Annotated in this window: 8 protein-coding genes; 6 read left to right on the top strand and 2 right to left on the bottom strand. The window is 32.7% G+C overall.

What is annotated here, in order from left to right:
- Window position 1: 1 nt before the first annotated feature.
- Together KO515_RS17685 and dapF are read right to left on the bottom strand one after the other, a co-directional pair.
- Window positions 2-526 (bottom strand): GNAT family N-acetyltransferase, encoded by a 525-nt coding sequence (locus KO515_RS17685; RefSeq protein WP_215937660.1) that lies wholly within the window; start codon window positions 524-526, stop codon window positions 2-4.
- Window positions 520-1,293: a diaminopimelate epimerase gene (dapF, locus tag KO515_RS17690; protein WP_215937661.1), complete on the bottom strand. Its 774-nt coding sequence runs from the start codon at window positions 1,291-1,293 to the stop codon at window positions 520-522. The genes KO515_RS17685 and dapF overlap by 7 nt, the downstream gene beginning before the upstream one ends.
- A gap of 177 nt (window positions 1,294-1,470) precedes the next feature.
- On the opposite strand from dapF, the gene KO515_RS17695 reads away from it, so the two are divergent.
- The 6 genes from KO515_RS17695 to KO515_RS17720 all read left to right on the top strand — a co-directional run bounded on the left by KO515_RS17695 (window position 1,471) and on the right by KO515_RS17720 (window position 7,336).
- Window positions 1,471-2,880, top strand: coding sequence for a trypsin-like peptidase domain-containing protein (locus KO515_RS17695; protein WP_215937662.1), 1,410 nt, complete (start codon window positions 1,471-1,473; stop codon window positions 2,878-2,880).
- 139 nt (window positions 2,881-3,019) lie between these two features.
- Window positions 3,020-4,468, top strand: a complete 1,449-nt coding sequence (locus tag KO515_RS17700) for a glyceraldehyde-3-phosphate dehydrogenase (RefSeq protein ID WP_215937663.1) — start codon at window positions 3,020-3,022, stop codon at window positions 4,466-4,468.
- Window positions 4,469-4,738: 270 nt separating this feature from the next.
- Window positions 4,739-5,362 carry a tRNA (guanine-N1)-methyltransferase gene (locus tag KO515_RS17705; protein WP_215937664.1) on the top strand — a complete coding sequence of 208 codons (624 nt, stop codon included), beginning with the start codon at window positions 4,739-4,741 and terminating at the stop codon, window positions 5,360-5,362.
- A gap of 259 nt (window positions 5,363-5,621) precedes the next feature.
- Window positions 5,622-6,161 (top strand): menaquinone-dependent protoporphyrinogen IX dehydrogenase, encoded by a 540-nt coding sequence (gene hemG / locus KO515_RS17710; RefSeq protein ID WP_215937665.1) that lies wholly within the window; start codon window positions 5,622-5,624, stop codon window positions 6,159-6,161.
- Window positions 6,162-6,267: 106 nt separating this feature from the next.
- Entirely contained in the window at window positions 6,268-6,945 is a 678-nt protein-coding gene (trmD, locus tag KO515_RS17715; protein ID WP_215937666.1) for a tRNA (guanosine(37)-N1)-methyltransferase TrmD, read from the top strand.
- Between the two features lie 172 nt (window positions 6,946-7,117).
- Window positions 7,118-7,336: a hypothetical protein gene (locus KO515_RS17720; RefSeq protein ID WP_215937667.1), complete on the top strand. Its 219-nt coding sequence runs from the start codon at window positions 7,118-7,120 to the stop codon at window positions 7,334-7,336.
- The last annotated feature ends 20 nt before the right edge of the window (window positions 7,337-7,356 follow it).

Consider the following 7,356-nt stretch of genomic DNA (forward strand, 5'->3'; position numbering starts at 1 on the left):
GTTAATCGTTAATTCGTTGTAAAATATATTCGTTGGTATAAGTTTCACCATCGAAACTCCAATCTTTTTTTAATCCTATTTTTTGAAAACCATTGGATTCAAAAAGCCCCAGACTAGCCAAATTACTTTCAGATATATTAGCGTAAACCTGATGTAAATGCAGAGTTTTGAAACAATAATTCACGAGCAAGTCTAAGGCCTCTTTACCATAACCTCGATGTCTGTTTTCCGTATTTTGAATAAGAATTCCGATACCAGCACGTTTATTTTTAATATCAAAATCAAAGACATCAATTAAACCAACAGTCTCATCGTCTGTATCGCAAATAGCTAAACGAAGTTGCTTGGCTTCAAAAATATCTTGCTGAGCATTCTCAAGGTACTGTTTTATTAAAAATCTTGAGTATGGTGTTTGTGTATCACTTAATTCCCAAAGCGAGGTATCATTTTCGATGGTAAACACAAAATCGAGATCTTCGGGCTCTAAAGCTCTTAAATATATATGATTTCCTTTAAGACTTACCATTCGATTTCGCCTTTAAAAACTTGTTGAGCTGGTCCAACTAACCAAATATTATTGTAACCGTCACCATCACTATTAAATGTCACATTGAGTTCGCCGCCTTGTGTCTGTAAACTTATTTTTTCGTATTGAGTTTTCCCGCTTGAATGCATGGCAAGTGCAACAGCTGTAACACCTGTCCCGCACGATAGCGTTTCATCCTCTACTCCACGTTCGTATGTTCTAACAGCGAAATTTTCTGTAGATAATTGTTCTACAAAATTCACATTACTACCTGCAGCGTTGTAAGGTGCTCCATTTCTAATTCTTGATCCATTGGCTTTCACATCAAAACCCTTTAAATCTGAAACAAGTTCTACATGATGTGGAGAGCCTGTATCTAAAAACAAATGATTATCAAAAGATTCAATTTTAGAAACATCTTGCATTTGAAGATGCACCAAATCATTTTCAATTTTGGCTTTATGCAGCCCATCAATAGCTATAAACTCGGTTTCGTTTTCAATGATATTTAAAAATTTCGCAAAGGCCACAATACAACGTCCACCATTACCACACATCGTGCTCTCGTTACCGTCTGCATTGTAATAGACCATTTTAAAATCTACTTTTTCATCAGTTTCTAACAGAATAAAACCATCGGCTCCTATGCCAAAACGTCTGTCACAAATAGTCGCTATACGCTTGGTATCATTTTTGTTTATAGTTTGTAAACGATTATCTACAATTACAAAATCGTTACCTGTTCCTTGATATTTATAAAATGTCATAGTCTTATTTATGGAGCAAATATAAGAATATTAGACTGTATTTTGTGGTGTTAATAGGGCGTTAAATTTGACGTTAAAAAGTCGTTAAATTGAAAAATGATTTCAATAAATTTCTAATTTTAATCGTTAGTTAAAAGAAAAATAATTTTAAAATAGTAAAACTTAAATCTGAAAATTATGAAGAAGATAATAACATTGGTATTTGTTTCTGTGTTAGGTGGTCTATTAACTTTAGGTGGATATAAACTTTTTATTGAAGCTGAAACACAACCTATAGCCGTTGAACAATCATCTGAATTCCCTGTGTTTGTCCCTACAAATACTACAAACACATATAATAAGATGGTAAGTACACCAAATTTTGTGGAAGCTGCTGAAAAATCTTTGGATGCTGTTGTCCATGTAAAAAACACATCGATAGTGAGTTCACCAACCTCAATGCAAGATTTATTCTTTGGGCGTCAGTCGCAACGTGCGCAAGTTGGAACTGGTAGTGGAGTTGTTATTTCACCAACGGGTTATATTGTGACTAACAATCACGTGATTAAAAACGCTAACGAAATTAGCATTACCTTAAACAATAACAAATCTTATATCGCAGAACTAATTGGCACAGATGAAACAACTGATATTGCTTTGTTAAAAGTTGAAACAGATGAAGACTTACCGTTTATGGCGTTTGGTGATTCTGATAATGCTAAAGTTGGTGAATGGGTTTTGGCCGTCGGAAATCCCTTTAATTTAAATTCAACTGTAACTGCTGGAATTATAAGTGCAAAATCTAGAGATTTATCCGGCCAACACTCACAATCATTTATACAAACTGATGCTGCTGTAAATCCAGGAAACTCTGGCGGTGCATTAGTAAATGTGAATGGAGATTTAATAGGCATTAACACAGCTATTTCATCGCAAACGGGTTCTTATATAGGGTATTCATTTGCTGTACCAAGTAATATTGCTCGAAAAATAGTGAATGACATTATGGAATACGGTAATGTACAAAATGGTATTCTAGGTGTCTCCGGAGGTGCTCTTAATAGTGAAGCAGCAGAAGAATTAGGCACTACAACTACCGAAGGATTTTATGTTAACAAAGTACAAGAAGATACAGGAGCTGAAAAAGCAGGAATAAAGCCTGGTGATATCATTAATAAAATTGATAACGTAAAAATTAATAAATTTTCAGATTTAACAGGCTATTTAAAAACAAAAAGTCCTGAAGATGTCGTTAATGTAACGTTATTAAGAGACGGTCATGAGGAAGTGTTACCTGTAACCTTATTAAAACCAACAATTACAATAATTAGTACTATCGGTTATGTGAAAAATGCTTCTAAGAAAGAATTAAAAACTTTCAATGCAGACTATGGTGTTATAATTTCAAAATTTGCAGATGACAATTATAAAGCAGGTTGGAGTCGTGTTGGTGTTGAAGAAGGCAGTGTCGTCACTAAAATTAATGGTAATAAATTATATACAGTTGAGGATGTTCAAAACGCAATGAAGACAAGAAATCTAAGAGAGCCGCTTCAAATAGAAATTATAAATAATCAAGGCGAAAAAGTCGTGCATAGTTTTAGATAAATTCACGATTAATTAGTTGAATTAAACCCTTCAAAATACTATTTTTTGGAGGGTTTTTATTTTTGGTAAAAGTTGCTACGAAAACGTTTGAAATATAGTATTTTTGCAAAAAATCAAACATCAATTTAATTAAAAAAACATGGGATTTAACGATACTTACGAAAAAGAGTTAGCGTTTCAAGCCGATCGTCGCAGAGCCACTGTAGAATTCATCAAAATCATCAGCGATTTATGGTATGATAAATCTATTGAGCTCGTCATATTTAGAAATCAATTAATTGATAGAAATGTGAGCGAAATTTTAAACTTGCATGAGTATGCAGGTAAATTTGTTCAGAAACCAATCTCTATTTTTGATTCTGTTGAAATTGCACAAGCGATAAGTACTTTAAACTTACCTCCTGCAAAGTTAGACATCGGAAAATTAACTTATGAATTTCATTTAGAAGACCAGAAATATGGCAATGCTACTGCTTTTGTAGCTTCTAAATTAGGCAAAGCTAAAGACAACAAAGCGATTGAACCTAAAAATGTAGTTCTTTATGGTTTTGGTAGAATTGGTCGTTTAGTGGCTCGTGAATTAATGACAAGAACAGGAAAAGGCAGTCAATTACGTTTAAGAGCTATTGTTACACGAGGAGAAATAACTGAAACAGTTTTAGAAAAACGCGCTTCCTTATTAAGAAACGATTCTGTTCATGGAGATTTCTCAGGTATGGTGAGCATTGATGTTAAGAACTCTGCATTAATTATAAATGGGACAACTGTAAATGTCATTTCGGCAAATGCTCCAGAGGATATTGATTACACGTCATACGGCATTAGTAACGCTTTGGTGATAGACAATACTGGTGCGTTTAGAGACAAGGAAGCACTGAGCAGGCATCTGAAATCGAAAGGTGTAGATAAAGTTTTATTAACTGCTCCTGGTAAAGGAATTCCAAATATTGTGCACGGTGTTAATCATTTAGAACACAATCCGGATAAGGTAAATATCTTCTCTGCGGCATCTTGTACAACAAATGCGATTACCCCAATTTTAAAAGCGTGTGAAGATTCTTTCGGAATTACAACAGGGCATTTGGAAACAATCCATGCATATACCAACGATCAAAATTTAGTGGATAATTTCCATAGTAAATACAGACGTGGACGTGCTGCGGCTTTAAATATGGTAATTACAGAAACTGGTGCTGGCAAAGCAGTGAGCAAAGCTTTACCTACTTTAGAAGGGAAGTTAACGTCTAATGCGATTAGAGTTCCTGTTCCTAATGGATCTCTCGCTATTCTGAATTTAGAATTAGAAACTAAAACTACCGTTGCCAGTATAAATACCATTATGAAAAAGTATGCCCTAGAAGGGGATTTAGTAGAACAGATTAAGTACGAAATGAGTGACGAATTAGTCTCTAGCGATATAATTGGAAGTTCTGCACCTGCTATTTATGACAGTAAATCAACCATTGTAAGGAAAGATGGGAAAAATGCAATACTCTATATATGGTATGATAATGAATATGGGTACAGCCAACAAGTTATTCGTTTAGCAAAGTATATTTCTAAAGTAAGACGCTATACTTATTATTAGAAAGTTTTGAAGAGGGAAAAGGAAAAATCTTGTCGTATGGCAAGATTTTTTTTTATTTCAAATTATTTGATTTTAAGACATTTATTAATCACTTAATTCCAAATCGAAGTGATAGTCCATAAAAGTCAACATCTAAAACTAAACTTCTAGCGTATATAAATAGCCTTAGTAAAAACTAGGGCTATTTGTTTGGAAATTTGTTTATGAAATCCTCATAAAATTATTATCTTGGCAATCAATTAATCTAACGCAATCAAAATTACCTCTAAGATGAAGTTCTTAACCAAAGTTATTGTAATTCTTATAGTTACACTTAGTTTTCAAACCGTATTCGCACAGAATGATACTGATGACGAAGATAAATTATCTCTTAATAGTGGTACTATTGATAGTCAGTTTGAATATGTATTTCAAAAATCTGGTAATTTTAAAGGTACGAATGGACAGAATTATAAAGCAGTGAAATATGCGTGGCTTTTAGACTTAAAATCTCATGTCCTAGATTCTTTAAAAACAACTTACACTGATTTAGAAAACTCTGAAAAAGTAGTAGGAAATCAAATTAAAGAAATTGAAGATTTAAAAGCTAAACTTGCTACTACACAAAGTAATTTAGATCAAACAGACTCTGAAAAAAATAATATGGCATTATTAGGTATGCAAACTAGTAAAACCAATTACAATGTAATTATGTGGTCGATTATAGCTGCTTTATTAGCATTTTTATTGTTTTTTATCTACAAATTTAAAGGTAGTAACTCTTCAACTCGTGAAGCCAAACACAAACTACAAGAGGTAGAAACAGAATTTGAAGAGCACAGACGTAATGCTTTAGAACGTGAGCAAAAAGTAAGACGTCAGTTACAAGATGAATTAAATAAGCAGAAGTCTTAAAAAGACTATTAGCCTATACTCATATAAGTCCGTAATTTTTAATTGCGGATTTTTTTATGCCCTTAATTAAAGCCTATATTGAAAGTTTCCCTCATGATTAGAATAATATAGAATGAATAAATGGACATAACATTTCCTAAAGAATATATTTAAGACACGCACAAAAAATCATTATCTTTATAATAGACAATAGTAGGCTGTAAGTTTCTTTACCTGTATTGTATTACATTATGAGAAACACTTATTAAAAGCAACAATTATGTCACAGAAAATTGGAATAATTTATTCTTCTATAGATGGGCAAACCAAAAAGATTTGCGAAAAATTACATGCTTTTTTTAACAATCAACAGATTAAAAGTGAGCTTTACGCCATCGATAATTTTAATAGGGATATTTCAGAATTCAACCCCCTAATTCTCGGAGCTAGTATTCGGTATGGAAAACATAATAAGCGTGTTTATGATTTTGTTCAAAATAATATTACTTCTCTTAATAAAGTAACAACCGCTTTTTTCTCAGTAAACCTTGTTGCCAGAAAAGAAGATAAAAATTCTACTGCCACAAATCCATACCTGATTAAATTTCTAAAACAGACGCCTTGGAAACCTGATTTACTAGAAGTCTTTGCAGGAAAATTAGACTATAAGTCATATCCCATACTAGACAGAATTATGATTAAGTTAATCATGAAACTAACACATGGGCCAACAAATTCAGATTTACCTATAGAATTTACAAATTGGAACAAAGTGAACAATTTCGGACTAAGAATAAGCAATACCCTTAAAGCACAATAAAAAACGCTAAATTATTAATTATAAAGATTCATTTATTAATCTCTATAATCACAAGTCTTAAAATCACATCAATTATTTATACCTTCGCACTCAATTAAGACAAGCCATGCGCATAGACATTATAACCGTACTACCAGAACTTTTAAAAAGTCCATTTGAAGCTTCCATTTTAAAACGAGCTATAGAAGCTGGTTTAGTAGAAGTCCATTTTCATAATTTAAGAGATTACGCAACAGGGGGCTATAAATCTGTTGATGATACACAATTTGGCGGAGGTGCAGGCATGGTAATGACCATAGAACCTATTGATAAGTGTATTTCTAAATTACAAAAAGAGCGTCATTACGACGAACTTATATATATGACACCAGATGGTGAGCAACTCAACCAAAGTATTGCTAACCAAACCTCCTTAAAAGAAAATATAATTATTTTGTGTGGACATTACAAAGGAGTTGATCAACGCGTACGTGATAAATTTATTACTCGCGAAATATCAATTGGTGATTATGTGTTGTCCGGAGGTGAATTAGGAGCTGCTGTTTTATGTGATGCTGTTATCCGATTAATCCCTGGAGTTTTAGGAAATGAAACCTCTGCCCTAACGGATTCGTTTCAAGATAATTTATTGGCACCACCAATTTATACCAAACCTAGAGAATATGATGGCATGAAAGTTCCAGAAGTATTATTCAGCGGCAACTTTGGAAAGATTGAAAAATGGAGAGAAGAACAAGCCTATAAAAGAACCCTGGAAAGACGACCAGATTTACTGGAAGATTAAGCATCTATAAATACTACATTTTAAATCTCGAATTCGAATAAACTAGAGCATAAAACGTAATTGACAGTGAATAATTCTACAGAAATTCTTTTTGGCATAGGTCAAAGTATTGGTGGTATATCGACCTTTATCGTTTTAATTGCTGCCATAATTCTTTTTATTAAAAAGAATTATGGCAACTTGGTTAATTTTTATTGGTAATCTGCTTGTTGTACTAACCTATATAGCCAGTTTATTTATTAGTGTTTTTTCAGGAAGCGAAAATTTTGACACCATAATATTAGCTCAAAGTATTTGGGGCATTATTCAAAATTTATCGTATTTAATTTTTGCTATTGGTTTAATAATTTTAACTAGTTCTGAATTTTCGAAAAACAAAATTTCAAAATAAACACTGACCACTGACCACTG

The sequence above is a fragment of the Winogradskyella psychrotolerans genome (genome assembly GCF_018860545.1).
GTDB classification, from domain to species: Bacteria; Bacteroidota; Bacteroidia; order Flavobacteriales; family Flavobacteriaceae; genus Winogradskyella; species Winogradskyella psychrotolerans_A.

Bases quoted from the DNA above. Each gene is read 5' to 3' on its own strand.
- KO515_RS17685 (WP_215937660.1), bottom strand. From the start codon at position 526: ATGGTAAGTCTTAAAGGAAATCATATATATTTAAGAGCTTTAGAGCCC.
- dapF (WP_215937661.1), bottom strand. From the start codon at position 1,293: ATGACATTTTATAAATATCAAGGAACAGGTAACGATTTTGTAATTGTA.
- KO515_RS17695 (WP_215937662.1), top strand. From the start codon at position 1,471: ATGAAGAAGATAATAACATTGGTATTTGTTTCTGTGTTAGGTGGTCTA.
- KO515_RS17700 (WP_215937663.1), top strand. From the start codon at position 3,020: ATGGGATTTAACGATACTTACGAAAAAGAGTTAGCGTTTCAAGCCGAT.
- KO515_RS17705 (WP_215937664.1), top strand. From the start codon at position 4,739: ATGAAGTTCTTAACCAAAGTTATTGTAATTCTTATAGTTACACTTAGT.
- hemG (WP_215937665.1), top strand. From the start codon at position 5,622: ATGTCACAGAAAATTGGAATAATTTATTCTTCTATAGATGGGCAAACC.
- trmD (WP_215937666.1), top strand. From the start codon at position 6,268: ATGCGCATAGACATTATAACCGTACTACCAGAACTTTTAAAAAGTCCA.
- KO515_RS17720 (WP_215937667.1), top strand. From the start codon at position 7,118: ATGGCAACTTGGTTAATTTTTATTGGTAATCTGCTTGTTGTACTAACC.